General features: G+C 38.1%; 27 protein-coding genes. 21 read left to right on the top strand and 6 right to left on the bottom strand.

The annotated features are described in order from the left end of the window. Positions 1-49 precede the first annotated feature (49 nt). Positions 50-862 carry a helix-turn-helix domain-containing protein gene (locus tag PL_RS24010; protein ID WP_041878389.1) on the top strand — a complete coding sequence of 271 codons (813 nt, stop codon included), beginning with the start codon at positions 50-52 and terminating at the stop codon, positions 860-862. 94 nt (positions 863-956) lie between these two features. Next, the gene (locus PL_RS24015; protein ID WP_041878387.1) at positions 957-1,727 is read left to right on the top strand and encodes an isocitrate lyase/PEP mutase family protein; all 771 of its coding nucleotides are present in this window, start codon (positions 957-959) and stop codon (positions 1,725-1,727) included. Positions 1,728-1,827: 100 nt separating this feature from the next. On the opposite strand, the gene PL_RS24020 is transcribed toward PL_RS24015, so the two are convergent. Then, positions 1,828-2,754 (bottom strand): phosphotransferase family protein, encoded by a 927-nt coding sequence (locus PL_RS24020; protein ID WP_041878385.1) that lies wholly within the window; start codon positions 2,752-2,754, stop codon positions 1,828-1,830. Positions 2,755-2,904: 150 nt separating this feature from the next. Here PL_RS24020 and PL_RS24025 point away from each other — a divergent pair, with 150 nt between their 5' ends. The 4 genes from PL_RS24025 to PL_RS24040 all read left to right on the top strand — a co-directional run bounded on the left by PL_RS24025 (position 2,905) and on the right by PL_RS24040 (position 6,044). Then, on the top strand, positions 2,905-3,978 hold the full coding sequence (locus PL_RS24025; RefSeq protein WP_041878383.1) for an acyltransferase family protein: 1,074 nt from the start codon (positions 2,905-2,907) through the stop codon (positions 3,976-3,978). A 67-nt stretch (positions 3,979-4,045) separates the two neighbouring features. Beyond that, positions 4,046-4,921, top strand: a complete 876-nt coding sequence (locus PL_RS24030) for an alpha/beta fold hydrolase (protein ID WP_041878382.1) — start codon at positions 4,046-4,048, stop codon at positions 4,919-4,921. Between the two features lie 20 nt (positions 4,922-4,941). Beyond that, on the top strand, positions 4,942-5,451 hold the full coding sequence (locus tag PL_RS24035) for an RNA polymerase sigma factor (protein ID WP_041878379.1): 510 nt from the start codon (positions 4,942-4,944) through the stop codon (positions 5,449-5,451). Beyond that, positions 5,448-6,044 (top strand): hypothetical protein, encoded by a 597-nt coding sequence (locus tag PL_RS24040; RefSeq protein ID WP_041878377.1) that lies wholly within the window; start codon positions 5,448-5,450, stop codon positions 6,042-6,044. The genes PL_RS24035 and PL_RS24040 overlap by 4 nt, the downstream gene beginning before the upstream one ends. Positions 6,045-6,106: 62 nt before the next feature. On the opposite strand, the gene PL_RS24045 is transcribed toward PL_RS24040, so the two are convergent. After that, positions 6,107-6,949 (bottom strand): SDR family NAD(P)-dependent oxidoreductase, encoded by an 843-nt coding sequence (locus PL_RS24045; RefSeq protein WP_041878375.1) that lies wholly within the window; start codon positions 6,947-6,949, stop codon positions 6,107-6,109. Between the two features lie 132 nt (positions 6,950-7,081). On the opposite strand from PL_RS24045, the gene PL_RS24050 reads away from it, so the two are divergent. The 12 genes from PL_RS24050 to PL_RS24105 all read left to right on the top strand — a co-directional run bounded on the left by PL_RS24050 (position 7,082) and on the right by PL_RS24105 (position 21,147). Beyond that, on the top strand, positions 7,082-7,627 hold the full coding sequence (locus tag PL_RS24050; RefSeq protein WP_041878373.1) for an RNA polymerase sigma factor: 546 nt from the start codon (positions 7,082-7,084) through the stop codon (positions 7,625-7,627). Between the two features lie 104 nt (positions 7,628-7,731). Then, positions 7,732-8,826 carry a FecR family protein gene (locus tag PL_RS24055; protein ID WP_052496058.1) on the top strand — a complete coding sequence of 365 codons (1,095 nt, stop codon included), beginning with the start codon at positions 7,732-7,734 and terminating at the stop codon, positions 8,824-8,826. A 54-nt stretch (positions 8,827-8,880) separates the two neighbouring features. Next, on the top strand, positions 8,881-12,246 hold the full coding sequence (locus PL_RS24060) for a SusC/RagA family TonB-linked outer membrane protein (RefSeq protein ID WP_082035813.1): 3,366 nt from the start codon (positions 8,881-8,883) through the stop codon (positions 12,244-12,246). Between the two features lie 10 nt (positions 12,247-12,256). After that, complete coding sequence (locus PL_RS24065; RefSeq protein ID WP_348620556.1) at positions 12,257-13,639, top strand: RagB/SusD family nutrient uptake outer membrane protein; 1,383 nt, start codon at positions 12,257-12,259, stop codon at positions 13,637-13,639. A gap of 97 nt (positions 13,640-13,736) precedes the next feature. Then, positions 13,737-14,765 (top strand): isoaspartyl peptidase/L-asparaginase family protein, encoded by a 1,029-nt coding sequence (locus PL_RS24070; RefSeq protein ID WP_200890688.1) that lies wholly within the window; start codon positions 13,737-13,739, stop codon positions 14,763-14,765. A gap of 8 nt (positions 14,766-14,773) precedes the next feature. After that, positions 14,774-15,655, top strand: coding sequence for a cyanophycinase (locus PL_RS24075; RefSeq protein ID WP_082035812.1), 882 nt, complete (start codon positions 14,774-14,776; stop codon positions 15,653-15,655). 41 nt (positions 15,656-15,696) lie between these two features. Beyond that, positions 15,697-16,323 (top strand): class I SAM-dependent DNA methyltransferase, encoded by a 627-nt coding sequence (locus PL_RS24080; protein WP_041878369.1) that lies wholly within the window; start codon positions 15,697-15,699, stop codon positions 16,321-16,323. A gap of 1 nt (position 16,324) precedes the next feature. Beyond that, on the top strand, positions 16,325-16,861 hold the full coding sequence (locus PL_RS24085) for a GNAT family N-acetyltransferase (protein ID WP_041878367.1): 537 nt from the start codon (positions 16,325-16,327) through the stop codon (positions 16,859-16,861). Next, a complete protein-coding gene (locus PL_RS24090; protein ID WP_082035811.1) occupies positions 16,812-17,423 on the top strand; it encodes a GNAT family N-acetyltransferase in 612 nt (203 codons plus the stop codon). Before PL_RS24085 ends, PL_RS24090 begins: the two co-directional genes overlap by 50 nt. Before the next feature lie 17 nt (positions 17,424-17,440). After that, positions 17,441-17,782, top strand: coding sequence for a cupin domain-containing protein (locus PL_RS24095; protein ID WP_041878365.1), 342 nt, complete (start codon positions 17,441-17,443; stop codon positions 17,780-17,782). Between the two features lie 30 nt (positions 17,783-17,812). After that, positions 17,813-18,274 carry a GyrI-like domain-containing protein gene (locus PL_RS24100; RefSeq protein WP_041878364.1) on the top strand — a complete coding sequence of 154 codons (462 nt, stop codon included), beginning with the start codon at positions 17,813-17,815 and terminating at the stop codon, positions 18,272-18,274. 311 nt (positions 18,275-18,585) lie between these two features. Further along, complete coding sequence (locus PL_RS24105) at positions 18,586-21,147, top strand: DUF5686 family protein (RefSeq protein ID WP_052496056.1); 2,562 nt, start codon at positions 18,586-18,588, stop codon at positions 21,145-21,147. Here PL_RS24105 and PL_RS24110 read toward each other — a convergent pair. Next, positions 21,130-21,486 (bottom strand): winged helix-turn-helix transcriptional regulator, encoded by a 357-nt coding sequence (locus PL_RS24110; RefSeq protein WP_041878362.1) that lies wholly within the window; start codon positions 21,484-21,486, stop codon positions 21,130-21,132. The two genes, PL_RS24105 and PL_RS24110, sit on opposite strands and share 18 nt — an antisense overlap. A 93-nt stretch (positions 21,487-21,579) precedes the next feature. Here PL_RS24110 and PL_RS24115 point away from each other — a divergent pair, with 93 nt between their 5' ends. Further along, positions 21,580-22,038: a VOC family protein gene (locus tag PL_RS24115; RefSeq protein WP_082035810.1), complete on the top strand. Its 459-nt coding sequence runs from the start codon at positions 21,580-21,582 to the stop codon at positions 22,036-22,038. A 6-nt stretch (positions 22,039-22,044) separates the two neighbouring features. On the opposite strand, the gene PL_RS24120 is transcribed toward PL_RS24115, so the two are convergent. Together PL_RS24120 and PL_RS24125 are read right to left on the bottom strand one after the other, a co-directional pair. Beyond that, on the bottom strand, positions 22,045-22,620 hold the full coding sequence (locus PL_RS24120; RefSeq protein ID WP_041878359.1) for a peroxiredoxin: 576 nt from the start codon (positions 22,618-22,620) through the stop codon (positions 22,045-22,047). Between the two features lie 14 nt (positions 22,621-22,634). After that, entirely contained in the window at positions 22,635-23,147 is a 513-nt protein-coding gene (locus tag PL_RS24125; RefSeq protein WP_041878357.1) for a GNAT family N-acetyltransferase, read from the bottom strand. Positions 23,148-23,272: 125 nt separating this feature from the next. On the opposite strand from PL_RS24125, the gene PL_RS24130 reads away from it, so the two are divergent. Together PL_RS24130 and PL_RS24135 are read left to right on the top strand one after the other, a co-directional pair. Next, on the top strand, positions 23,273-24,706 hold the full coding sequence (locus PL_RS24130) for a PLP-dependent aminotransferase family protein (RefSeq protein WP_348620564.1): 1,434 nt from the start codon (positions 23,273-23,275) through the stop codon (positions 24,704-24,706). Between the two features lie 96 nt (positions 24,707-24,802). Continuing rightward, positions 24,803-25,048, top strand: a complete 246-nt coding sequence (locus PL_RS24135) for a hypothetical protein (RefSeq protein WP_041878353.1) — start codon at positions 24,803-24,805, stop codon at positions 25,046-25,048. A 48-nt stretch (positions 25,049-25,096) separates the two neighbouring features. On the opposite strand, the gene wrbA is transcribed toward PL_RS24135, so the two are convergent. Further along, complete coding sequence (gene wrbA, locus PL_RS24140; RefSeq protein WP_082035816.1) at positions 25,097-26,236, bottom strand: NAD(P)H:quinone oxidoreductase; 1,140 nt, start codon at positions 26,234-26,236, stop codon at positions 25,097-25,099. Positions 26,237-26,253 lie beyond the last annotated feature (17 nt).

Here is a 26,253-nt window from a genome sequence, read left to right on the forward strand (position 1 = left end):
AGGTAAATAAACAGTTGCCGGATTTAGCAAAGATGCTTAAATTTAAGCTATGGAATTCAGGAATTTTCCTCCTTCAGCTATTTTAAAACCATATATCAGGCACTACTATATCTTTGAATCTGATTCAGCAACAGAATTTGAGGATACAGTGTTTCCAAGTGGAGATATGGAGGTGATCTTTAATCTGGGTGAGGGTAGCTGGGAATCTTTGGTGGAGAATAAATTTCTCAGAACCCCACCGGTAGAATTATGGGGACAGATTACCAAACCCTTGTCCATTCGTTCAAAAGGTAAGCATACGATGCTGGGTATTAAGTTTTTTACACATTCGGCTTCTTATTTTTTTAATGATGAAATTGGAGTGTTTAATGATCAGATTTCTGATCTGTCTGATATCGTTGGTAGTCCGGTTAAAGTTTTGCATGCACAATTGCTGGAAACCAGGGATATTGATCAGAGAATCCGGCTTATAGAGAATTTCCTGTTGAAAAGACTGATCAGCAATGAGAAAAAATCGTTCAGAATTGCCAAAGTGGCTGATATCTTATCGAGTATCAGCCATGATGTGTCAGCCGGTCATATTATCGATATCGCATCAAAACATAATATCACACCACGTTATCTTCAGAAACTGATTTACCAGCATACTGGTCTCTCTCCGAAATCATTTGATAAAATAAACAGGTTCCAGCTCAGTCTTACGCTGATTGCTAAAAATGAACAGCCTTTTACTGCTATAGCTTATGCCTGCGGATATTTTGATCAGTCACATTTTATCAGGGATTTTAAATTCTTTACGGGGTTTACTCCATCTGCCTATATGGATAATATTACACCTGTTAATCTGCTGTTACAGTCTTAAATTTCATTCTGTTCCGATTTGTACAATTTTAAGATTTAAGCCAGCAATATCTTTGTCTGGAATTAATTTTTAAACAGCATATAAATCGTATAGTATGAATTCTTTTGAAACATTTGTGCAGCTGCACCGAAATTCAGTACCCTTTTTACTGGGAAATATCTGGGACGTAAACAGTGCAAAGGTATTTGAGGCTAATGGTTATAAAGCAATTGGCATATCCAGCCAGGCGGCCGCAAATTCATTTGGTTATGAAGATGGTGAGCAATTACCGTTCGAAATTTTACTTCAACTAGCCAAAAGAGTGGTTGAGGTAGTTCAGATTCCTTTTTCTGTAGATATGGAAGGGGGCTATAGCCGGACAATTACCGGTATTACGGAGAATATAAGCAAATTACATGACGCTGGTGTCGTGGGGATAAACCTGGAGGATACAGTTGCCGGATTGAGTCGCCAGCAGCAGTCAGTCGCTGAGTTCAGTAAAATTCTTTCCGGAGTTTCAGATTATATCAGCAGAAATAAACTGAAAATGTTTTTAAACGTCCGCACTGATGGATTTCTTCTGGGGCTGTCCGATGCACTGACTGAAACATTACTCCGGATTGAAAGTTATGAAAATGCTGGTGCAGATGGAATTTTTGTTCCCTGCATTACCCGTGAGACAGATATTACAGCGGTTGTCAATGCGACTAAGCTGCCTGTTAATGTAATGTGTATGCCTGAGTTGCCAGGGTTTGAGGAGCTGGGAGCAATAGGTGTGAAAAGAATCAGTATGGGTGGGTTTTTGTTTAATAAACTCTACCGTGATGCGGGCAAACTCTCGGCAACGATTCTTCATGATCAGAATTTCTCTTCAATTTTTTCATGATCCGGAATTTTAATGTCTTTTCAGACCTGTTTAAGAGTAAGTAAACCTTTTGCTATAGCCAGGTTACAGCATTGTTAAACAGGTTTTAGTTATCATTTTATTATAACAACTGTTTTTCGGCCCATTGAGCAGTAATTGTATAATCTTCTTCTTTCTGATGGGCTGTGAAGATATGGAGACTGAATAAGGTATAATGGATCCGGTAGCATTCCAGCCTTTGTTCAAAATTGTAGATTTCTTCCTGTCCGGATTCCATTTCTTTTTTCCATAGCGCAAGAAAAGAGGTATCTTCAGGTGTTGTAACCCATGGGTCGTTCATACTGACCAGATCATATAATTCATCGCCCAGCAACATCTCTGCCCAATCTAAAACGGCGGTTACTTTATGTTCCTGATCTAACAAAAGATTATCATAGCCATAGTCGCCATGGAGTATGTTTTTCTGATGAGGAAGATAGACGAATAACTCTTGCATCCTTTGATGCAACCGGCCAAAAAGGATAGGGTCAAGCCAGGTTGTACGTCCCATTTCCTGCCAGCTAACGGGATATTTATGATTGTATATGGCTGAAAGATATTCGGGCCAGGATTTCCAGATACCATTTCCATTGATATCTGTTAGTCCCCAGCCTGTTCTTTTGGAAGTATCAAGGCGATGTATATGATAAAGTGGTTTAAGTATAGAAGGGGCTATAGAAGCGGCCACTTCCGGAGTGGCATTGTCAAGTAGCTTATCTGCTGTCATGCCTTCACAAAAAAGGGATAGGCAGTAGTAAAGTTTATCACTGAATTTACCAGTTTCAACTATTTTAACAACTGGAATATCAGGACTGTTAAATGTTTGATAAGCAAATTTATCCTTAAGGAAGTCCTTTAAATGTACACCGACACGAAGCACGAGTTTTCCTGCTTCGCAGTTAAAAGAGAATGCCTGTGCCCACCATCCCTGAGCAAGATATTGAAGGTCAGTGACGTTTTTAAATTTCTTTGATAAAAATGTTTCGGCTTCTTTATTTTTTATATGCATTTTTTACAAACATTGATTCTTGCTTACGGAAAAAGCAAAATTCGTGTTTGTTTTCTGAAAATGCGTTGATAAATTCTTTAAAAAATGGATGATCAGGTTAGGTATTAAAAATAATACCTTTGAGTTTGCTTTAAATAATGGTAAACCAGAATGAACAGTAAGGTTAAACAGCCCAGAGAACTTAATATTGAACTGTTAAGGATCGTCTTAATGGTTATGATTGTCTGTCATCATTTTTTAATGAGAGGAAGGGGACTGCATCTGTTGTATACTTCAGAAAACCCTCACATTAATGATGATGCTCTTCACGGGCTTTTTATAGATAGTTTCCTGATCATGACGGTTAACTGTTTTATCTTTATTTCTGGTTATTACGGGATAAAATTCAGGGTGAAAACAGTACTCAGTTTACTTGTACAGGCTATAACTTACAGCATTGGTATTGATATCATCTTTGCTCTTTTTGCAGGCGAAGCAATCTCTTTTGATACTGTTTATAATGGTTTACTGTCTGTCCCCAATGGCCAGTGGTGGTTTATTACTACTTATTTCTTTCTTTATCTGCTCAGCCCTTTTCTCAATCTGGCAAAGAAACATTTATCAAAATTTCAGTTTCTGTATATCCTGGGTGTATTAATGGTCATTAATTTTATTGTAGGTTATATACTTGACCCTACTTCGCTGGGTGTACTGAATGGCTATTCTCTATTCAGTTTTATCTGTATCTATTTTTATGGCCAGGCATTCAGTACCCATATTAATTTTGAAAAAAGTAAGTTTTTCTATCTGGGTACATATCTGATCTGTTCGCTCCTGATCTTTGGAATGTTTGTGGTGAGCTTAAAATATTCTGGGGTAGGATTAGCCTGGAGAGCATTCTTTTATAATAATCCGCTGGTTCTGATTTCGGCAGTTTCTTTCTTCTTTTTCTTTAAAAAACTTAAGGTGTCTTTCAAAGGGATTTCCTTTTTCTCTTCTTCGGTGCTGGCCATCTATTTAATCCATGAGCATCCCAGATCGGCCGATTTTTTAACTGATAACTTAAATAAGCTGGCTACTGATTACAGGATTGGCAGTGTGTATTTTACGTTGTTCTTAATCGCGGTTTTGTTGTTCCTGTGTGGTACGTTTATAGAAAAGGCCAGGGTGGTAGTTACAGAGCCGTTTTTAAACTATCTGATAGAGAAATTCGGCTGGAACAGACTGGATGAAAAGATGAAATAAAAATAAATCTGAGTTTGGGGTGTAAGAAAAGCAAAAGTCTGCTGACTAAGTCTTCAAACAAAAGATTATGAAAACATTAACGAACTTATTTGCGCTTTTATTAATCAGCGCCTCTCTATTTGCAAAAGATCCTGCAACCAAAGCTTTTGAGGTTACCATAACAGGAAAAGGACAACCTATGTTATTTATTCCCGGGGCGACCTGCAGTGGAGAGGAATGGAAAGAAACGGTTGCACGTTACGGTAAAGATCATGAGTGTCATGTGTTTACACTGGCTGGTTATGCTGGTGTAGCACCGATAGATACACAGGCTTATCTAGATACGTACAAAACTGAAATTATCAGCTATATTAATGATAAGAAACTGAATAAGGTAATTTTAGTTGGTCATTCTATAGGTGGTTTTTTATCGCTCTGCATAGCTGCTGAACTCAAAGATCATTTACAAAAAGTAATTGTTGTTGATGCCTTACCGTTTTATGCGGCAGTTTTTAATCCAAATGCCAAAGCAGGTTTTGATGAAGCAAAAGCGAAATCAAGATTGGCAAATTTTGACCGGATGGATGAAGGAAAGCTGAAAGCCAGTCAAATCATGATTGCAAGTTCTTTATGTGCGGATTCGACCAGGTGGGAAATGATCGCAGCCTGGGGAGCGAAATCAGATCATAAAACAATGGCCTGGACGATGACTGAAATGCTGGGTAATGATATGCGTCAGCACATCGCTTCGATAAGGGTTCCTGTACTGGTTATGGCTGCTTTTAAACCCAGACCAGATTATCCGGCATTTACTAAAGAATACGCACTTTCGCTGTATGCTGCGCAGTATGAACAATGTAAAAGCTGTACCGTACATGTCACGCCTGCTGCGAAACATTTCATTATGTATGATGCGCCTGAATGGTATTATCAGGAAATTGATACATTTATAAAAGGGGTTTAAATTGCCTATTCAGCAGATATATGTTTGATCAACAGGAAGTAATGTTTAACGAGCTGGTCAAAGCTCATCATGGCAGTATTTATCGTATATGCAGGGCTTACCTTTATGATGTCTCTCATGCGGATGATTTATACCAGGAAATACTCTTCCAGATATGGAAAAGCATTCAGAATTTTAAAGGCGAATCAAAAGTCGGAACATGGGTTTACCGGATTGCTGTAAATACGGCTATCAATTTCAATCTGAAAAATAAGAAGCATCAGCATGCATCACTGCCTGATTTTATTCAGCTTCCTTATGAAGAGACGCTTGCACAAAAACGGGAGCAGGAGACCAGGTTAGACCAGTTGCGTCATTGTATAAGTTTGCTGGAAATGTCCGACAGGCTGATTATTTCTCTTGTACTGGAAGACAAAAGTTATAAAGATATAGCAGAGATTACAGGAACAAATATTAACAACATTGGCGTTAAGATAAACCGGATCAAAGCCCGGTTACTTAAGCTCATGGAAAATAAAACAAGCATATGAATTTTGAAGACTTACAGAAAAGCTGGCAGGATCAGCCTATAAATACCAGTACTGATCAGTTGAGATCATCCCTGCAAAGTAAATGGGAAAAGTATCAGCGTAAAGTGTTAACCAGGATGGTACTGTCCAGTATTTTGCTTGTGGTAACACTGGCAGGGCTCGGGTGGGTGTATCTGTCTTTCTATCAGCAGTTCAGCTGGCCGTTTAAGGTGAGTATAGCTGCAATGTATATGATCATATTGATCACTATCTATTTATACTGGAGAAGTTATGCTTTCAGAAAAGAGAATATGGAAGATTCAAGTACAGGATTTCTTAGCTATCAGCTTGAAAAACTAAATCTGCAGCGAAAAATTATCACTACTTATAACAAGCTTTATCTTATACTTTTATGGTTTGCTCTGGTAATGTATATCTGGGAGGTTACCAGTGCTCATCCGCCCGTTTTCAGATGGACTGTATTGCTGATTACGACGGCTTATATAGCGGGTGTCGGCCTGTGGTACGGATTAAAAAAGCAGAAGAAGCGGCTCCTGGAAATTGATGAAATAATAACTGATCTTAAAGAAATCAGGCAGCAGTTAACTGATTAAAATCTGATACTCCCGTCAAACAGGCTAATTTGACGGGAGTGCCAGATTTATAGCGCAAACCATCAGAAACCAGTTGAAGTAATCATCTCTTTAAGATTTTCAAGATCTCCTTTTACGGCATCCATTTTTGCATAAGCCAGATCATAAGCGTCCTGACCTAAAAACAGGTGTAATGGAGGATTTTCTTCTGTTGCGACCTTAATAATTGCAGCGGCAGCTTTTTCCGGATCACCTGCCTGATTGCCATCAATAAGATGCTGGTGCTGGTTCTGTACTTCACGAACTTCTTTGTAAGCCTCAATTTGATTTTTAGGGACATTTAAAGAGCCTGTAGAAAGAAAATTAGTGCGGAAGTAGCCTGGAGATACGATAGTAGCATGGATGCCAAATGGTTTCGCTTCTGCAGCCAATGCCTCGGTAAAACCCTGTACAGCAAATTTTGTCGCACAGTAAATTCCAAATCCGGGAAAATAACCGGTAAAGCCGCCGATAGAAGAAATGTTAAATACATGTCCGGACTGTTGTGCACGCAGGTGCGGCATAACTTTACGGATCACATTTAATGAACCAAATACATTAATATCAAAGTTTCCTCTTGCTTCTTCGTCACTTAGTTCTTCAAGACTTCCGGCAAGCCCATAGCCCGCATTATTAACAACTATATCAATGCGGCCGAATTTACTGATTGTATCTGCTACTGCCTGTCCTACACTTTCTTCTGATCTGAGATCAACACTCAGTGGCAGATAATTTTCGCCTGGTTTTGCTCCTGTACCTTCGTTTAACTCTTCAATGCTTCTTGAAGTTGCGGCAACTTTGTGGCCCTGAATTAGTAATTGCTTAATTAAGGTCAGTCCTAATCCTTTTGAGGCTCCGGTAACAAACCATACTTTCTGATTTTCCATAATTTAATTTTTATATAAGACAAATGTATTCAGAATAGCAGGGGAGGTGTTTGCAGAATTCAACCCATTAATTGCAAAATTCAAACCATTGAAATCTTTATTTAGCATAAATGCATATATTCAGTTTGATTTATGCTACCCACAGAAGAGGATAAAAAATATTGGGAACAAATGCGGCTTGGTGAAAAGAACGCATTATTTGGGTTATACAATAATCTTTACTTCCACCTGATCCGTTTTGGTCTGAAAATTAACGCTGATGATGAATTGGTCAAAGATTGCGTTAATCAGGTATTTCTGAATTTATGGGATAAAAGAGACAGACTTAATCCGGTCGAAAATGTAAAATCTTATCTGATGACTTCTTTGAGGAGATGTATGCTGGATCAGCTGGCTTATGTTGACAGAACCAATCTGGCCGTAAATAAGATGGAAACAGCAACGAATGAGCTCTCCTATGAAGAGATTATGGTTGGGTTACAGCAGGATGAAGAACTTAAGAACAAGTTAAGAGTTGCAATTGCACAGCTTACCCCAAGACAGGTTGAATTAATTCAGCTTAAGTTTTTTGAAGGACTAAGTTATGAGCAGATTGCCCAGAGAACCTCTCAAAGTGTGAAAACAGCTTATAATACGGTATATGATGCGATAAAGATGCTCAGAAAGATTCTTAAATAGGCTCTGGGATAAAAACAGGTCCTGGTAAAATATTTTTTGAATAAAAAAATGAAATCTCTTAGGAAAAGGAGAAGATTTCTCTGTCTATAAGGAAAAATAAACTTATGCAATTGCCAGAGAATGATTTTTTGATAGAAGATTTAATCTGTAATGAGGATTTTCAGCATTATTGCCTGGGCGCAAGTCTTGAAAATCATATTTTGTGGGAAGACTGGATTCATAGTTTGCCGGAAAGGGCTTCGGATATAGCAACTGCTAAAAAACTGGTAAATATTCTGACTGTTAAACAGGGCAGCAGGCTAAAACAGGTCAAAGCATTGAAAGATGGATTTAAACAGAAAGAAGCATTGAATCTTCTTTTGAATCCGGTTAGTGAAAATAAACCACTCTATAAATCTTCTGCTAATTTTTATAAATATATTGGCTATACGGCTGCGGCTATTGTCCTGCTGGTGTCTGGTTATTTTATTCAGCAAGCTTATTTGTCATCAAAAGATATCCGGCCGACTGTTTCTTTAGCTGCCTCGGTTTTTTCTTCAGATCCTGAACATAGGAGAACCCTTGTCCTGACTGATGGTACAGTTATCACTTTAAACAAAAACAGTGAAATCCGGTTTACAGGAAATTTTAATCCTGCCAAAAGGGAACTCTGGCTTAAAGGAGAAGCATTTTTTGAGGTAAAGCATGATCCGGTGCATCCTTTTACTGTGCATACTGCAATGAACGAAATTAAGGTACTGGGAACGAGTTTCAATGTAAAGGCTTATGCAGGTTCCCGGGTTACTGAAACTTCTTTGATCCATGGTCGTGTACAGGTAGCGTCAACAAAATATCCCGGTTATAAGGTCTTGCTGAAACCGAATGAAAAGCTCTCATATGATAACACAGCAACGAATAAAAACCTTAAAAATATATTCCAGGTTTCATCCTTTACTGGCGGATATCAGGATCATGTACCTGCAGAAATACGGTGGGTGCGTAACCGGATGATTATTGATAATGAATCATTAGCCGTAATTGCAGGAAAACTGAAGAATTGGTATGGTATTGAAATTTATATCGCCAGTAATGAGGTCAAAGATTACCGTTATTCCGGAACATTCGAAAATGAGAGTCTGATTAAAACACTGGAAGCTCTACAAATGGCTTATCCCTTTGAATTCAGGACAGAACAAAACAAGATTATTATCACAAAATAAAGGCTGAACCACCATTATAATCTATACTATCCCTGCAAACCTTAAAAAACCAATATGAGAAAAACTTTACTATCAGAGACATCTGGCAGGTATTTGATGAACAGCAGAATGTTGCTGCGCACAAAACTTACAGGTTTAATTTTACTGATCATGTGTATGCAGGTTTCTGCCTCTGGCTTTGCGCAACAGAAAATAAGTATCAGTGCAAATCAGATGAGTATCAGAAGTCTGCTTAAAAATATTGAAAGACAAACGGATTACAGGTTTGTTTACAGTGATCATATTTTATCAAAAGAGGAGAAGACTACATTAAATTTGCATGAAGTATTACTTGATGAGGCAATGAAGGCTGTTTTAAAAGAAACTCAGCTGACTTATGCCTTGAAAGATGGAAATCTTGTAGTGATTTATCCGCTGGTAAAGGGCCAAAATGATATAGTCATTTCTGGACGTGTTGCTGATGAAGCAGGATTACCTCTACCCGGTGTTTCTGTTAAATTAAGTGGTTCTGGTATAGCAACTACAACAGATAGTCAGGGTAATTATGCAATTCGTATTCCTGATAATGGAGAAACACTCGAGTTCTCTTCTGTTGGTTTTATTAAACAAATCATCCCGGTAAAAGGAAAAATTATCAATATCATCTTAAAAAGTGATAACAGGAATCTACAGGAAGTTGTAGTAACTGGTTATACAAATTATAAACGTACGCAATCTGCAAGTGCAGCAACTTTAGTTACAGCAGATAAAATTAATGATGTTGCAGGGCTGACTTTCGACCAGATTTTACAGGGCAGAGTAGCAGGGATGAGCGTGATTTCAAGTTCCGGCCAGCCAGGCCAAAGTGCAGCAGTGGTTATTCGTGGTGTAGGGAGTGTGAATGGTTCTTCTGCTCCTTTGTATATTATGGATGGAACACCTATTGAAGCCAGCTTTTTTCAAACAATCAACGCAGCAGATATTGAAAATGTAACGGTATTAAAAGATGCTTCTGCGAAAGCTCTTTATGGATCGAGAGGGTCGAATGGGGTAATTGTGATTACCACGAAAAAGGGTAAAGCAGGGAAAATACAAGTGCAGTATACTTCACAATATGGTTTTTCCAAATTAACAGATCCTAAGTTTACGATGATGAATACTGCTCAGAGATTATCGTTTGAAGAAGGGGTGGGACTGGATTTCGGGAGAGATCTTGGTCCGGGATGGACGTATTCTCCAAAAAATCCTGATTATATTTCAGGAACGGTAGCTTTCAGACAAAGAGCTGATCATATTTTAGATAGTATCCGAAATATTAATATAGACTGGAGGGATCAGTTTTATCAGCAGAGTAAATTTCAGGAACAACAGGTAAGTATAGGCGGAGGCAATGAAAATGTTCGTTTTTATAATTCCCTGAATTATTATAAGCAGGATGGTATTGCGAAACGTACTGGTTTAGAGAGGTATGCGCTAAAAAGTAATCTTGATTTTAAATCGGATAAATTTTCGGGTAATGTGAATCTGAATATGGGTTATTCCAGTCAGAGTTTTACTGAAGGCGAAGGCAGCAGCAGGGGAGGAACGGCTATGTCTGCTGTCTACTATGCACTTCCATATGAAAATCCGTATGCTCCGGATGGAACTTTGATTCATCCTGGTAATCAGGATCAGTATTTCATTGCTGATCAGAGGGAAGGTAGTCAGGCCCTGGAACGTTTATTTAATTCTTCCAATAAAACGGATCAGTTGAAATCTATCATTGGTATAGCTTTAGCTTATCAGATCATACCAGAACTGAAAATTACCACCAGGGCGGGGATTGATTACAGAAATTCTACAGACCAGGCCTATATCAATCCGGACTCCTATTACGGCTCAATCAGTAATTCAAATACTTTGGGCGGAAAAGGTCGTTTTGATGAAGGAACAAGAAGAAATTTCAATCTGATTTCAACTACTGGTTTGACCTATGCTAAAACATTTAATGTTAAGCATAATTTTGAAGCTTCTGCTTTTTATGAATATGTTTATAATAATTATAATTCTTTTGGTTTTACAGGCTTTGGACTGGACGGCCGTTTACCGGAAACACCTGCCGGAATTACCAATAGTATTGATTATCTACCTAATGTAGGTGGTTCAAAAACTAAAAGTGCACTAGCTTCATTTATGAGTGTGGCAAGATATACTTATGATGGTAGGTATACGCTGACCGGAAGCTACCGGTATGACGGGTCCACAAAAGTTGCCCCGCAAAATAAGTGGCATGGCTTTTATTCTGCTGGCGCAAACTGGAATGTGAAAAAAGAAGCATTTCTGGAAAATAGTGCACTGATTTCAGAGCTGAGTTTCAGAATTAGCTATGGTACTTCTGCCAGCCCTTTTGGAACAGGTGATTTCTTATATCTGCCAACCTATGGTGTAAATGGAAACTATGGGGGCAAACCGGGGATTATTCCACTTTCTGCCGGTAACCCCAATTTTGACTGGGAGTATGTAAACGAGTTCAATACAGGGTTCGAATTATCATTGTTTAAAAGCCGCAGAGTGCGTCTTTCTGCCGACTACTATAATAAGATTACCAATAACATGTTCATCGATCAGCCGCCTTCAGCTACGGCCGGTTTCCGCCTGCTTAGTTTAAGTACAGGAAAGATGAGAAACAGAGGGATAGAATTTGACCTGAGCGGAGATATCCTGAAAACAAAAGATCTGACCTGGACTGTCGGGGTTAATGCTGGTTATAATAAGAATGTGGTGCTGCATGTGACAGATGTTGCTGATTCATATCCAGATGGAGATACACGTATTTTAAAGGTTGGATTACCCTATGGATCTTATTATGCGCCTCAGTGGGCTGGTGTGAATCCGCAAACTGGTGAAGCACAGTATTATAATCCGGACGGAAGTATTACAACTACTTATAACTCGAATTTGCAGAGTGTTGCAAATTCTGGTAGTTTATATCCTTCATTTACAGGTGGATTTAATACCAGCATAAGCTGGAAAGGAATTACTGCGAATGCTTTGTTTTCTTTTGTTTCGGGTGTTTCCCGCTGGAATAATGAAGATTTTTATAATGAAAATCAACGTTATGCTACCAGTAATCAATCTGTCAGAATGCTGGACGACCGCTGGATGAAACCTGGTGATGTAAAAACTTTACAGCGTTTTGATATCCCAAGGAATTTTACTTCTAAAGATATTCAGGATGCTTCTTTTATAAGATTGAGAAATGTAAATATCAGCTATACACTACCTAAATCAGTGATGGAGAAAATAAAGGTAGTTAGCAATTTGAGAGTTTTTATACAAGGCCAGAACCTGGTAACGTGGACCAAATGGAGAGGACTGGACCCTGAGAATAATGGGGTTTCGGGGCTTTTTCAATATCCGAATGCAAGAACATATACTGCGGGAATTAGCATAAACTTTTAAAATTACAGCCATGATTAATCAAATAAAATATACACTTATCATTTCTTTGCTGGTCTTTTTTTCTTCCTGTACCAAACTGGATTTAAAGCCCACTGATACTATAGATGCGGAGAAAGCTTACAGAAATCTGAATGACATAGATTTAGGGCTGACTGGAGTTTATGCACAGCTCGATTATACTTTAATAGGAGTAAATGCTATAGTTTCGGATGAAGTAATGTTGCCGACAGAAAATACAGTGAGTAATACTGATGCTCACCGGTGGCTTTATAATGCAGACAGTGAATCGGTGACAGGCTCGTATTATGGGTATTATGTTGCTATAGACAGGATAAACAGAGTTTTGGCTGGTCTGGACAAGATCACTGTATCGGCCGCTGCTGATATAGCAATGAGAGACCGTTATCGTGGTGAATTACTGGCTTTAAGAGCATTTTGTCATTTCGAATTACTTAGAATGTACGGTGCAGCTTATCAAAATGGAGCTTTGGGAGTTCCAAATATGAAAGCATCTGCTGTTGGTTATCCTGCAAGAGATCATTTTGAAGTTGTGATTGCGGATGCCAAAACAGATCTTTTGACAGCAAAACCACTGATTCCCCCATCTTTTAATGATAAAACAAGGGTTACAAAAACCGGCGTTTCTGCCATACAGGCCAGACTGGCTCTTTATGAAAAAAACTGGGCTGACGCAATTATGTACGCCACTGAAGTTATCAATTTAATGCCATTGGCAACTGCCGGACAATTTCCTGGTATATGGACTGATGGTGTTGATAATGAAGTAATATGGAAGCTGAGGAGAGTAGGGGATGACCAGCGGATAGGTGATTTGTTTTATCGCCAGAATTCGAAAATAGTTTTATACGCACCTTCTTTTAAATTGATTAATTCTTTTGATAAGATAAACGATATTCGTTATGCTGCCTATATCAGATTTGATAACACAAGAGGAGAAAAAAAATCCGAGTATCTGGTTAATAAATATGCCGGTACAACAGCTACTCCAGGTCTTACAGATATTAAAATGTTCCGGACAGGCGAAATGTATTTAATCAGGGCTGAGGCTGAAGCTGAAAGTACAGGAGACGCTGCCGGGGATTTAAATAATTTACGTGCTGCCAGAATAAAGGACTATCAACCAGCAGGCTTTACTGGCAAGGATGATCTAATCAATGCTATTTATATAGAGCGGTTCAAAGAGCTGGCCTTTGAAGGTCATCGTTTTTTTGATTTGAAACGCAGAAATTTACCAGTGCAAAGACTACCGGAAGATGCGATAAATACATCGGGAGCTGTTAAACTATTACCGGCTCAGGCTCAATATGCCTTTCCAATACCAGCACTTGAGATTTCTGTTAACAAAAACACATTTCAGAATCCTAATTATTAAGAGTCCGGGAATTATTTTATCGGCTATATTCAAGGAGCTTCTAAAATTGTCTTTATCTTCCATGAACATAATCTTCAACCAAAATAAATAAACCAAAATGATGAATAAAAACTTAAAAATAACAGCTGCTCTTCTCTTATGTTTTATGGCTAACATAGCTTACGGGCAACAAAAATATATAATGGTGATTCACGGGGGGGCAGGGACTATCACCAGGAAAAATATGAGTGCTGAAAAAGAAGCAGCCTATGTTGCTGCCCTGACCAAGGCACTGCAGACGGGATATGATGTGCTGAAATCAGGAAAAACAAGTTTAGATGCAGTTGAAGCTACTATTCATATTATGGAGGATTCGCCATTATTTAATGCAGGAAAAGGTGCCGTATTTACACACGATGGTAAGAATGAAATGGATGCTGCTGTTATGGATGGAAAAACGCTGATGGCTGGTGCAGTTGCTGGTGTGACAACGATCAAAAATCCTATTTCTGCAGCAAGAGCGGTAATGGAAAAATCTGAACATGTAATGATGGTTGGCCGGGGAGCTGAATTGTTTGCTAAACAAGCCGGTATTGAAATAGTTAATCCCAAATATTTTTATACTAAGGAGCGCTGGGATGGCCTGCAACGGGCTATAAAAGAAGACTCTACTAAATCAGTACTGGATCATGGAAATAAAAAATCCATGAAACTGGGTACTGTAAACCACGATTATAAATTTGGAACTGTAGGGGCCGTTGCATTGGATAAATCAGGAAATCTTGCAGCTGGTACTTCAACTGGTGGAATGACAAATAAAAAATATGGGCGTGTGGGGGACTCTCCGATTATTGGTGCAGGTACTTATGCAAATAATGCAACTGCAGGTATATCATGTACAGGATGGGGTGAATTTTACATCAGGAATGTGGTTGCTCATGATATTTCGGCCATGATGGAGTACAAAAAATTGTCTGTTGATGAGGCCGCAAAGGCGGTACTGGATAAAGTAGGTAAAATGGGAGGTGACGGCGGTTTGATCGCACTGGATGCAAAAGGCAATGTTACGATGCCATTTAATACCGAAGGGATGTATCGTGGAACGGTTACTGAAGCTGGTAAGATTGAAGTACTGATCTATAAATAGAGAAAGTTATGCTGAATAAAATCTGTTTTCGTCTGCAGTATGCTCTGTTTTTTGTGACGTTATTTACCACAGAGCCGGTAATTTGCCAATATAAAACCAGAGAGGTATCACGTGTTTTACCGAAAGGAAGCCTGTTTATTATCGGTGGTGGAGATCGTTCTCCTGAATTGATCAGTAAAATGATTGAAACGGCTGACCTGAGTAAACGTGATTATATTGTTGTATTGCCAATGGCTACTGCAGAGCCTGAAGCTTCTTTTGAGGCAATCAAAACGCAATTATCGGCTGTGGCCAAAAACAATATTTACAGTTTTAATTTTGCAGGAGATAAAGTCCATGACCGGGGCTGGCTGGATTCTCTGGCAGGTGCCAGACTGATATTTATTACTGGTGGAGATCAGAGCCGTTTTATGAAAGTGGTGTTGAATACTCCGGTCTATGATGCAATCCATAAGGCTTATACTAATGGGGCAACCATAGCAGGAACAAGTGCCGGAGCGGCGGTGATGAGCAAACATATGATTACAGGTAATCAATTACTGGATACAAATTATAAAGAGACTTTCAATAAGTTAAGAGCTGATAATATTGAGTTTGAAAATGGAATGGGATTGCTGGATTCGGTAATTATTGATCAGCATTTTATCAGGCGGAGCCGCTATAACCGTCTTTTATCGGCGCTTACAGCTTATCCGAAATTTGATTGCATAGGTATTGATGAAGGAACCGCTATCATTGTAAAGGGCAAAAATATTACGGTTACGGGCGTAAGCCAGGTTATCCGGGTAGCAGATCCGGAAAATGTAAAAGTCGGGAAAGATCATCTGATTACTTTTGAGGATTTACGATTCAGCTTGTATGGACCTGGCGATAAATTCAGCCTGAAATAATATTCTTTTTTCTACATCGACGTGTTTTATTAAATTTGGATATGAGTATTAGAGAAGCATATGATAGCTGGTCGGAACAATATGATACAAATTTGAATAAAACACGTGATCTTGAAGCAATAGCTTTAAGAGCGACTCTGACAGATATTCCATTTGACAGCTGTCTGGAGATAGGTTGTGGTACCGGTAAAAATACACTGTGGTTTATTACCAGGGCAAAGCATATTACTGCGGTAGATTTATCGGCACAAATGCTGGCAAAAGCGAAAGCTAAAGTAACAGCATTGTCTGTCGATTTTCAGTTGGCTGATATTACTCATGACTGGTCCTTTGCTAAAGGAAATTATGATCTTGTGAGTTTTAGCCTGGTATTGGAACATATCGAAGATCTTGATGCAATCTTTAAAAAAGTGGTGAAAATAGTGAATACAGGAGCACATGTTTATATTGGTGAGCTGCATCCGTTTAAACAGTATTCAGGAGGAAAAGCCCGTTTTGAAACAGAAAATGGTATACAGGTTGTCACCTGTTTTAACCATCACATTTCTGAATTCACGCAACTGGCGGGAAAGTATGGCTTTGAAATTGTCGATATAAATGAATACTTTGATAATGATCAAAAGATTACTATCCCGAGAATACTGACCATATTGCTAAAGAAATCATAGAATGAAGATTTTTGCTGAAACAGACAGGTTAATTTTAAGAGAAATTTTACCATCAGATAAAAATGGTATGTATGAACTGGATACTGATCCTTTAGTACACAGATATCTGGGGAATCAACCGGTTACCACTATGGAGCAGGTTGAAGAGGTTATTGAATTTATCAGACAGCAGTATCTTGATAATGGAACCGGGCGTCTTGCAGTCGTTGAAAAATACAAAAATGAATTTATTGGCTGGGCAGGTTTGAAGTTAGTCAGAGGCATGTATAATAATCACTCCAACTATTACGAAGTAGGCTACAGATTTATCAGGAAGTACTGGGGAATGGGATACGCTACAGAGGCTGCCAGGGCTTCTTTGGAATATGGTTTTGAAGGCCTTCAGCTCAACGAAATTTATGCAATGGCAGAAACGGAAAATACAGCCTCAAGACATGTACTGGAAAAGGTAGGGTTGCGTTATATTGAGAAGTTTGATCTGGAAGGGGATGAACATGACTGGTTTAAAATTACCAGAGAGGAATGGGGTAAAAGATAATTTTAATGATATGCTGACAGTTGCTAAGCTATTGCATATAAGTCTGACAGAAATTGAAACTCTGGGGCACAATGGTTACCTTTCGGATCGGATTTATAAGGTCAGCGTGGAGCGTGAAAATAATGGATATAGATTCTCCGTTGATCAGAAGTTGTTAGCTGAACCTTATTTAAAAACCTGGACCTGTTCTCAGAGTGATATTCTTCATTATAATGAACTTCTTATTCAGCAAAACTCTTTCGGGGTTTACGAAAATAATGTATTAATCGGGTATGCAATAGCTGAGCAAAGAGACTGGAATAATACATTATATCTGGAGAGCTTACTGATTTCACAGAGTTATAGAGGGAAGGGAGCCGGAAAATTAGTAATTGAAAAATTAATTGACCATGCCATAATGCAGGGATACAGACTCGTACAGCTGGAAACTCAGAATACAAATTTTTATGCAATCAGATTTTATGAGAAGTGCGGATTTGAAATAACGGGGATCAATCTTGAATTATACGACGATACTGATCATGATGAAACGGCACTTTATATGTCTTATAGATTAAAATAAACCAAACTTAGCCTTTAATGATTATATCAACAGATACGGCAGAACAGTATAAATGGGGGGCTGATTGTGATGGATGGCATTTGCTCAAATCTGATCAGTTAAGTGTAATTCAGGAAATGATGCCTCCGGACACTGAAGAAGTTTTACATTACCATGCAAAGGCACAGCAGGTGTTTTATATCCTGGACGGAGTTGCTACATTCAGAATCAAAGATGAAACTTATATTTTGACTAAAGGTAAAAGTATAGCAGTTAGCCCGGGAGCTGCTCATCAGATTTTAAATAAGAGTGATGAGCCCCTTGTTTTTTTAGTAATATCAGCTCCAAAATCGCATGGAGATAGAATAAATATAGATTAATAATCAGATAAATCTCAGACTAAAATTTTTATGACCCAAACCGAACTTCAGGGAGTACAATTGATAGGTATATCCACTAAAGAAAAAACAACAAATGAAAATGATCAGGCCAGTATAGACTGTGGTAATTTATGGCAGGAGTTTATGAGTAATGGTATTGCAGCAAGAATCCCTGGTAAATTAAGTGATGAAATACTGGCCGCTTATCATTCTTATGATGGTGATTATACAAATCCCTATGCATTTTTTATAGGTTGTAAAGTAAGTCAGGGTACCGTGGTTCCTGAAGGACTGGACAGTTTAGTCATTCCGTCCGGCAATTATCTAAAGATAACAGCTAAAGGTAAATTTCCGGAATGTATAGCCAATACCTGGCGGGAAATCTGGAGAACTGACTATCCCAGAGCTTATACTGTGGATTTTGAAGTATATGACGAAAGATCTGCAGACTGGAATAATAGTGAGGTTGATATTTTTCTCTCTGTAAAATAAAGATAACATCTGCTGAATAACAATACATCTAATTATTTGATGGTCATTTCAATAATTGTTGACTAACTTGTATAGGTAACCTTAGTCATCTTTTTCAACAGAATTTTGCATTAGGCCAAAAAAATAATTTATAATTCATTTTTTATGTATTGACATTATATAAATAGTTTTTACATTGTGTTTTTAATCCATAAGGCTTTGGAGGTAATATAGACCGGAATAGGGGGATTGATAGATATATTCACATCTATTGATAAATATTCAGGATTAGTATAATAAAGTAATATCCCGGTTTTAAAATTTATCACTCTATGCAGGTTAAAGAATTTGCCATCTTTTTGTTTCGGCTTTCTATTAAAAGGCGGTGTCTGTATAGCGCATTTATTGTCTTACTTCTGTTTGTTTTTTGCATTGGTGTTGTTCATGCACAACAACCTCATACTGTAACAGGGAAAATAACTGATGCCCAGACGGGTGAAGCTATCCCATATGCGACAATATTCGTAAAGCTTAAAAATGGTACAATCAGGGCAACAGCTTCAGATTTTGATGGCTTGTATCATTTAGCTATCCCTCACGATATTGCTAATGACTCTATCTACACGGCGTATGTTAGTTATTTGCCTGGAAAAAAGCTATTGCCCAAACCACCTAAAACAATTGTAGATTTCCAGTTAGCTGTAAATGGACGAATCTTAAATGGTGTTACAATTACGCCTAAAACATACGTAAATCCGGCCTGGGAAATAATGGAGAAGCTGGTTAAAAATAAGCCGGTTAATGATCAGAAATATCTCAAAAGTTATCAGTATCAGAGTTATAATCGTATCGAGATTTCAGTAACCAATATCAGTGAGAAAATGAAGAAAAATAAAGTAATCAAACAGGTTTTGCCTCTGATGGAAAACCTGCAAAAGATTGCTGGTGAAGAAGGGACACCAATTTTACCAATATTCATGTCTGAGACTGTTTCTGATTATAAATATACGACCAGTCCTGAAAGAAAAACTGAACATGTACTGCGTACCAAAGTAAGTGGGGTAGGAATAGAAGATGAGACACTGATTTCTCAATTGGTAGGTTCTACATTTTTGCAATATAATTTTTACAATAACTTTCTTAAACTCGCCAATAAGGATTTCATATCGCCTACAAGTGATAATTGGAAAACGCATTATAATTATGAACTGATAGACTCTTATGATAAAATAAATGGCAGAGAATGTTATAAAATTGAATTTAAACCTAAAAGATCACATGATCTGGCCTTTGATGGAGTCATGTGGATCACACGTGACAGCTACGCCTTGTATCAGATTGATTGTAAGGTTTCACAGGATGCAAATCTGAACTTTTTAAATAAAATCAGAATACAGCAGGCAATGGTTCAGGCTCCGGGGACTTCTGCATGGTTGCCCGGGCAAACGCGTATTGTAGTTAATGTGGGTACTACTCAGAAAAAATTATCGGGTTTTATTGCAAAATTCTATTTGTCTAATAAAAATATTGAGGTTAATAAAGACTATCCGGTTGCTGATTTCAACGAAAGTCTGGTAATGAGTAAAGATGTCAACAAAAAAGATGATCAGTATTGGGTTAAAAATCGTGCAGACTCATTAACGGCTGCTGATAAAGCAGTTTATAAAATGATAGATACGGTTAAAAATCTGCCCCTGGTTAAAACTTATGCTGATATAGCTGGGATGCTGATTAATGGTTATTATAAAGTAGGAAAGGTAAGTTTCGGGCCATATCCATACACTTATAGTTATAATGATCTGGAAGGAAATGTACTTAGAATTGGTGCAACAACGAATACGCGGTTTAGTGATAAACTGATTCTCAGTGGCTTTTTGAGTTATGGCTTCAGGGATGAAAGATTTAAATATAACGCTGCCGTAGATTATATCTTTTCCCGTAAACCATGGGTACAGGCCGGGGTTTCTTATCAGCATGATATCGGGCAAACCGGCTATCAGTTCGAAAATTTTATCAATAGAGCAAATAATGTGTTTTATGCTGCTATCCGGAATGGAAAAGTAATCAGAAGGGGGCCATTTACACAAAATATATCTCAGGCTTATATTCAGACTGATCTTACACCTACAATCCGGGGTAAGCTGACCTTATCCCATCGTACTTTTGATCCACTGTTTAATTTTCACTATCATGATCAGGCAGATCAGAGAGTTTATAACCGTTACGAAGTTTCTGAAATAGGAACAGAATTGCAATGGACGCCGGGCAGACGTTTACTGGAATCATCTAAAATCAATAAAAGATTAATTATTGGAAATGGAAATAGCAATCCAATTCTGACATTCAGATATTACAGAGGAATAAAAGCCGTATATGGTGATTTTAATTATAACAAATTCTATTTTAATATTAGTCAGCGACCACGTCTGGGGATTTTTGGAATAGGCGATTATTCCCTTACCGCAGGGTATATTCCAAGTGCATTACCCTATCCATTATTGGAAAACCATAGATACAGCTTTAATACAATGCGTTTTATGGAGTTTACAAGTGATAAATTTGTCTCACTGAATTATACACAGCATATGGAAGGATTGATCACCAATAGCATTCCACTGTTAAAATCATTGAATATGCGTACAGTTGCTGTTTTAAATGTATTACAAGGGAGTCTTTCAAATAAAAACAATGAAGCTTTCCAAAGAGGACGTTCGAATCTGAACCGCAGTTTAAATAACACTCCTTATGTAGAAGTAGGTTACGGCGTCGAAAATATCTTTAAAATTATACGTATTGATTTTCTGCATCGTCTAACGCAGAGAGAACACCTGAATGAACCAGGAGATGAGCCATCAAACTTTGCGATAAGAACAACCTTACAGTTCAGATTGTAAATTATTTATCTTACCCCAGTCTGAAAGGGATTTGATTACCTTATCCAGAGATCTGCCTAATGGAGATAATTCATAGGTATACAACTTGCTTTTTACAGCGGATTCTTTCCTGATAATTAATCCGCTTTTTTCCATTTCTTTTAGCTGCAAAGCTAATATACGTTCGGTAATAACAGGTAATTGTGTTTTTAGTTCAGAGAATCTTTTATTGCCTTCCCCCAGTTTGACCAATAGGGTTAGTTTCCAGCGGCCACTGAGTATAGATAGGGTATAAGCTGCATCACATAAACCATGAAGTGTTTTTGCGTTGATATAATTGGTTGAGGTGATTTTTCTCATGTGATTAATTGCCTTATCTCAGCTGCTTACAATTTTGTAAGTTCATTGCTGCGGGTGTGTGAGTCTGTAAATTTGCCAATAAATTCTTAAATTATGTCAACAGTAAGAAATCGTATTGGTGTTTATGGTTTACATCATATTGCAATCAGAGCAGAAAATTTTGATCAGACTGTCAGCTTTTATACTGAAATTTTAGGGTATACAATTGGTCATACCTGGTCATTACCTGAGTTTAATCTTAAACAGGGAGCGATGCTAAAATCGCCAGATGGCCAGAGTTATATTGAAATTTATGACCGGGAAGCTGATATTCCGGCGCAAGGAAGAAAAAAACAGGATCGGGAAGAATTTGTTCAGACTGCTTTGCTACATATTTGCCTGACCGTCAAAGATTCAAAACTGGCTTATGAGTTAGCTATTGCGGGTGGTGCTACGTCTTGTCATGAACCGATGACCCTTCACTTAGGATCACCGGCTATAACAGTACATAATTCATTAGTTTATAGTCCTAACGGAGAAGTTATCGAATTTTTAGAGCCGGCAGATTTTTAAACTGATTTATAAGAGTGAATTTAATTCACTCTTATTTTTGAGGTAAGCTAAGACCTCATCAATATTTTTATCAGGTGGAAAAACCGGGTAAAAATGTTTCACAATCACACCATCTTCAAAGATTAATGTAACCCGTTTCATGAATTTTAGATCACCAGCTATATGAAGTGGTAAGTTTAAGGCACTTGTAAATAAGAAGTTTTCATCGCTTAGTAACTCAAAAGGGAGATGTAAGCGCTCTTTTGATTCGGTCTGGTCTTCTGTTGATTGAGCACTCATCCCATAAACCACCGTATTTAATTGTTTTAGTTCCTGATAATGATCACGGAAAGAGCATGCCTGAGGAGTACAGCCCCTCGCGCCAGGAATAGCATCCCAACCTTCCGGAAGAGGAACGTGTTCTGGTCCGGTCATAGGATAACAGTAAATTACCAGACGCCCTTTTATAGAAGAGAGTGTTACAGATTCTCCATTGGTTGCCTTCAGGACAACATTCGGAATGGTCAGACCGGGTAAATGATCACAGGCATGATCATCAGCAGGAACAGGCAGGTTAGGCGGTAAGATTTCTAAATTTGTCATAACAGGTTATCTGATTAATTAACGTTGATTTCAAATAAACTGAAAGACCCATGTTTGTAATGTGCAGGCAGACTGCTGACGTCATCCAGTTGTGTTACACCCAGATAGTTAAAACCACAGCTGATATAATAACTGTTTAATCTGTCATTGCCACTTCCGGTATCCATTCTGATAAAAGAACGCTGATTGTCTTTAGCAAACTGTGTAGCCCAGGCAACAATATGTTTAACATAAGAATTACCTCTTAACAAGGGGTTAGTTGCAATTCTGTGAATATAAACTGCAGGGTCCTGATCTTTTTCTTTCCAGATTGCAGGATCATTATGTGCAATGCAGAAAGTGCAGGCAAGCTGACCATCCACAATTATTTTATAATGTCTGTTTTCATCAATTTCTTTTTGAATAAGTGATCTTTCGAATCCCTGCCAGTATAAGCCTGCCCCCATAACTTTCTGATGGTCTGTAGCCAGGTCGTAAAGATTGAAGATTGCGTCAATGTCCTTTGATGTGCTATTTAAGATTTCCATATATGAATTTTCTTTTTACTGATATTCCTTATAAATAATTTCTATTAATTGAGACAAAGTTAACTTAAATACAGCTATGAAAGCAGATGCAGTTTTGGTATATTTGACCATAGCAGTTGAGTATTATGGAGAATAAATTAGCAGATAAGTATCATTTATATCAAAAAATATCGAGGGGCTTAGAACAGCAGATTAAAAATAATGTTCTGGCTATAGGTGATAAACTTCCATCGCTTCGTGAATTCTGTAAAATTTATGGAACCAGTCAGACCACGGCCATTAAAGTCTATTATGAACTGGAAAGTAAAGGATTGATTGAAACCAGACCAAAGTCTGGATATTTTATCAGCGGTTCTTTAAAAAGGATTCCTGCACTGCCAAAAACCAGTCAGCCCGACCCGGAGAGTGGTAATATATTAATCGAGGACCTGCTGGAAAAGGTATATAATAATCCGGCCCCAATTAATATTACATTGGCTCATGCTGTTGTTGCGGATGAATTATTACCTATCGCTAAATTAAACAAAGGATTGATTCAGGCTATGCGGGAACTGAAAGGAAGCGGTACGGGTTACGGAGAGATTCAAGGTAATGAAAAATTGAGAAGACAAATTGCCAGACATACTTTTAATATGCCTGATTTGAGGCATGAGGATATTATTACCACAACAGGTTGTATTAATGCAATTGCCTATGCAATGATGGCCCTGGGTAAACCAGGGGATACCATTGCTGTAGAAAGCCCTGTTTATTTTGGTATTCTGCAGTTGGCAAGAAGTCTTGGTCTGAAGGTGCTGGAGCTACCTACACATTCGCAGACAGGAATAGAGATTGATGCACTTAAACAGGCTTTAGAAGCTAATAGAATTAACCTGTGTTTACTGGTTAGTAATTTTAGTAATCCACTGGGGAGTCTGATGCCTGATGAACATAAAAAAGAAGTTGTCAGACTTATTCAGAAATATAATATTCCTTTGATAGAAGATGATATATATGGAGATATTTATTTTGGGGCTAACCGCCCTGGTACCTGTAAAGCTTATGATGAAAGTGGTTTAGTACTCTGGTGCAGTTCAGTATCCAAGACACTTGCTCCGGGTTACAGGGTGGGCTGGTTATCACCCGGAAAGTTTAAATCCGAAATTCTGAGATTAAAGTTGTTTCACTCCATTGCTTCTACCAACATTACTCAGGAGGTAATAGCTAATTTTTTAGAAACAGGCCGTTATGAACATCATTTACGAAAACTCAGAAATACATTGCACACTAATAGTTTGCAGTACATACGGGCTATTAATGATTATTTTCCTGACGGCACAAAAGTCAGCCGGCCACAGGGGGGGATGGTACTTTGGGTTGAATTTGATAAGAAAATTGATACTATCAAGTTATATGATCTGGCAATTAAAAAAGGAGTGAGTATAGCGCCGGGAAGATTGTTTACTTTACAAAACCAGTTCTCTCATTGTATAAGGTTAAATTATGGAACTCCATGGAATGACAGTCTGGATAAGGGGTTAAAGGATCTTGCTGATATAGCTATTCAATTAAGTATTTAAAGATGATATTCTATATGACATTTTGATGACATCTAAAAGATTTTAGTATACGTTTATATATAGGCTTATATATAACTAAATCTGACCTATTAATTGATGAAATTTTTTAAAGTTTATTTTCTTTTGGGTAAAGCCCATTCGCCTGAACATATTCTGACCAGCAATTTTAATGCTGAACGTAATTGTACCGATACCGGAGAGCTTAAGTGGCTGATTGTATTGGCTGAGAACGAGGATATGGCAATAGAACTGGCAGGAAAAGGTTATGAGGCTGTAGGCGTATCCAGATTCAAATTTTCTCATGATTTCTTAAGGGCGCATCTGAGAGATTTTGTAGCTTAAAAAATATGGTCCCACCTATAGAAGGTGAACCATATTCTGATATTATTTCTATTCCAGTTCAAAAATAGCCTGAATCTCAACAGAAGAATTCATTGGCAATGATGAGGCTCCGACGGTCGCCCTGGTATGCATTCCTTTTTCGCCCATCAACTGTACCAGAAGATTTGATGCTTCATTCATTAAAACAGCATGTTTAGTATAACCAGCCGGGGTATAAAAGTATCCGGTTAATTGTACTGCCTGTTTAACATTATCCAGATTTCCTCCCGCTGCTTCTTTTAAAACTGCCAGCACATTAAGCAGGGTCTGACGAGTCGCCAGTCTGGCCTGTTCTTCTGTAACTTCTTTTTCAATTAGACCCGGATGATCTACTTTTCCATTATTCAGCGCAATCTGATTGATGAAAACCAGTTTACCCGAAACACGATAAGGTTTATAGTTTCCAACAGGAGCTGGTGCTTTAGGTAAACTTATATTCAGCTCTTTCAGTTTAGTCTCTGTAATATTAATTTTTTGATCTTTATCTGTTATGGGAGAAACTTGTCTGGTTAAGCCGGATGTTTGTCCTGTCAGGCTGTTTGTTAGCTGATGACCTTTTGCTGCTTTAGCTAAAGCGTAACCCTGTAGTCTGGCAACATGTAATTCTCCTTTTGATGGTCTTATACTGTTTGGAATACCAGCAAGGGAAGAAGCACCAAATGCAGTATTTCCCTGGGGTATAGATTTATCGATTTCACTTGTACCCATAATCCCGGTTGGTACAATCATCATCCCATGTATAGCTAAAGTATTCCAGAAGGATAATATTGCAGCTTCTCTGCCTGCACCACTGCCTGCTGACATAAATACTGTTGCTGGTATTCCTTCCAGTTTGCGTGATGTCCAGATATTTACTGACTGATCCAGAAAATAGCGCATATCGGCACTCATATTGCCAAAATGAACAGCAGAGCCAAAAGCGATAGCATCATATGCTGTTAATTCACTAATATTTGCATAGGGCACACTGGCAAAAGGTTGTTTCATTTCGTTTTCCAGAGGTTTAATTCTTGGAACCTGTTTAAGTATTGCTTTGGCACCCGGGAAGTCTTCAATTCCGGCGGCAATTTCCTGGGCCATTTTATATGTTCCGCCGTTGACAGTATTAAAGAGTACCAGAACCTTTACAGTTGAATGTTCGTCTTTCATTTTGTTTTGTGCTTTTA

The organism is Pedobacter lusitanus (assembly GCF_040026395.1).
Taxonomy (GTDB): Bacteria; Bacteroidota; Bacteroidia; order Sphingobacteriales; family Sphingobacteriaceae; genus Pedobacter; species Pedobacter lusitanus.

Excerpts from the sequence above, each read along its gene's own strand:
- PL_RS24010 (WP_041878389.1), top strand. The coding sequence starts at position 50 with ATGGAATTCAGGAATTTTCCTCCTTCAGCTATTTTAAAACCATATATC.
- PL_RS24015 (WP_041878387.1), top strand. The coding sequence starts at position 957 with ATGAATTCTTTTGAAACATTTGTGCAGCTGCACCGAAATTCAGTACCC.
- PL_RS24020 (WP_041878385.1), bottom strand. The coding sequence starts at position 2,754 with ATGCATATAAAAAATAAAGAAGCCGAAACATTTTTATCAAAGAAATTT.
- PL_RS24025 (WP_041878383.1), top strand. The coding sequence starts at position 2,905 with ATGAACAGTAAGGTTAAACAGCCCAGAGAACTTAATATTGAACTGTTA.
- PL_RS24030 (WP_041878382.1), top strand. The coding sequence starts at position 4,046 with ATGAAAACATTAACGAACTTATTTGCGCTTTTATTAATCAGCGCCTCT.
- PL_RS24035 (WP_041878379.1), top strand. The coding sequence starts at position 4,942 with ATGTTTGATCAACAGGAAGTAATGTTTAACGAGCTGGTCAAAGCTCAT.
- PL_RS24040 (WP_041878377.1), top strand. The coding sequence starts at position 5,448 with ATGAATTTTGAAGACTTACAGAAAAGCTGGCAGGATCAGCCTATAAAT.
- PL_RS24045 (WP_041878375.1), bottom strand. The coding sequence starts at position 6,949 with ATGGAAAATCAGAAAGTATGGTTTGTTACCGGAGCCTCAAAAGGATTA.
- PL_RS24050 (WP_041878373.1), top strand. The coding sequence starts at position 7,082 with ATGCTACCCACAGAAGAGGATAAAAAATATTGGGAACAAATGCGGCTT.
- PL_RS24055 (WP_052496058.1), top strand. The coding sequence starts at position 7,732 with ATGCAATTGCCAGAGAATGATTTTTTGATAGAAGATTTAATCTGTAAT.
- PL_RS24060 (WP_082035813.1), top strand. The coding sequence starts at position 8,881 with ATGAGAAAAACTTTACTATCAGAGACATCTGGCAGGTATTTGATGAAC.
- PL_RS24065 (WP_348620556.1), top strand. The coding sequence starts at position 12,257 with ATGATTAATCAAATAAAATATACACTTATCATTTCTTTGCTGGTCTTT.
- PL_RS24070 (WP_200890688.1), top strand. The coding sequence starts at position 13,737 with ATGATGAATAAAAACTTAAAAATAACAGCTGCTCTTCTCTTATGTTTT.
- PL_RS24075 (WP_082035812.1), top strand. The coding sequence starts at position 14,774 with ATGCTGAATAAAATCTGTTTTCGTCTGCAGTATGCTCTGTTTTTTGTG.
- PL_RS24080 (WP_041878369.1), top strand. The coding sequence starts at position 15,697 with ATGAGTATTAGAGAAGCATATGATAGCTGGTCGGAACAATATGATACA.
- PL_RS24085 (WP_041878367.1), top strand. The coding sequence starts at position 16,325 with ATGAAGATTTTTGCTGAAACAGACAGGTTAATTTTAAGAGAAATTTTA.
- PL_RS24090 (WP_082035811.1), top strand. The coding sequence starts at position 16,812 with ATGAACATGACTGGTTTAAAATTACCAGAGAGGAATGGGGTAAAAGAT.
- PL_RS24095 (WP_041878365.1), top strand. The coding sequence starts at position 17,441 with ATGATTATATCAACAGATACGGCAGAACAGTATAAATGGGGGGCTGAT.
- PL_RS24100 (WP_041878364.1), top strand. The coding sequence starts at position 17,813 with ATGACCCAAACCGAACTTCAGGGAGTACAATTGATAGGTATATCCACT.
- PL_RS24105 (WP_052496056.1), top strand. The coding sequence starts at position 18,586 with ATGCAGGTTAAAGAATTTGCCATCTTTTTGTTTCGGCTTTCTATTAAA.
- PL_RS24110 (WP_041878362.1), bottom strand. The coding sequence starts at position 21,486 with ATGAGAAAAATCACCTCAACCAATTATATCAACGCAAAAACACTTCAT.
- PL_RS24115 (WP_082035810.1), top strand. The coding sequence starts at position 21,580 with ATGTCAACAGTAAGAAATCGTATTGGTGTTTATGGTTTACATCATATT.
- PL_RS24120 (WP_041878359.1), bottom strand. The coding sequence starts at position 22,620 with ATGACAAATTTAGAAATCTTACCGCCTAACCTGCCTGTTCCTGCTGAT.
- PL_RS24125 (WP_041878357.1), bottom strand. The coding sequence starts at position 23,147 with ATGGAAATCTTAAATAGCACATCAAAGGACATTGACGCAATCTTCAAT.
- PL_RS24130 (WP_348620564.1), top strand. The coding sequence starts at position 23,273 with ATGGAGAATAAATTAGCAGATAAGTATCATTTATATCAAAAAATATCG.
- PL_RS24135 (WP_041878353.1), top strand. The coding sequence starts at position 24,803 with ATGAAATTTTTTAAAGTTTATTTTCTTTTGGGTAAAGCCCATTCGCCT.
- wrbA (WP_082035816.1), bottom strand. The coding sequence starts at position 26,236 with ATGAAAGACGAACATTCAACTGTAAAGGTTCTGGTACTCTTTAATACT.